Origin of the sequence: Rothia endophytica (assembly GCF_039543885.1) — a bacterium.
Classification (GTDB): Bacteria; Actinomycetota; Actinomycetes; order Actinomycetales; family Micrococcaceae; genus Rothia; species Rothia endophytica.
Genome location: NZ_BAABKP010000022.1, coordinates 1 through 672 on the forward strand (window position 1 = coordinate 1; position 672 = coordinate 672).

At 54.6% G+C, this 672-nt stretch carries 1 protein-coding gene; it reads left to right on the plus strand.

What is annotated here, in order from left to right; genetic code table 11:
• Window positions 1–672: hypothetical protein (locus ABD982_RS11240; RefSeq protein WP_345447661.1), on the plus strand; the 672-nt coding region annotated here is incomplete at both ends.

Genomic DNA, 672 nt, shown 5'->3' on the forward strand with positions numbered 1-672 from the left:
AGGGAGTATCGGGCTGATGTTCGGGGCCGTGCTGGTGAGCGGATTGTCTCTGGTGTGAAGTCAATGGCCTCATCAGCCGTTGACTGGGTGAAAGACAACTGGGTGGGAATCGCCATGGTTGCCGGTGGCATTGCTGCTACCGCTCTGCTGGGGCCCTTGGGTGCTGCTATTGTTGGCGGCGCCCTGATATCAGGCGGCATTTCAGCGATGACCAATAAGAACGCTGATGGGTCCATTAACTGGGCTGCTGTTGGTAAGGACGCTCTGTTTGGTGCTGTATCCGGTGGCGCGGCCTATAAGGTGATGGGCTGGGCAGGTAAGGCTCTTGCCCCGAAGTTCTCCAAGGTTGCGGATGTTGCTAGGAGCAGGGCTAGTGGTTTCTTTAGTAAGTTCACCTCTCATGCTGATAAGGCTGATGATTTGGGGTTCTTGCGTATTCCTGGTTCTAAGACGTACCACAATTGGCGTGCGGGGGTGAATGAGGCCAAGTATGCAAAGTTTGATGCTAAGGCTACCTTGTGGGGTAATCGTGCTGATGTGGCTGGGGATGCTGCGAGGTTTGGTGAGACCTGGTTGGGTAAGGGTGTGAATGGTTCTGCTGCTGGTGGGGTGTCCAATGGGTTGACTTATACGATGCCGGAGACTGGTAGTTTTAGTGTGCGTGAGGATTGG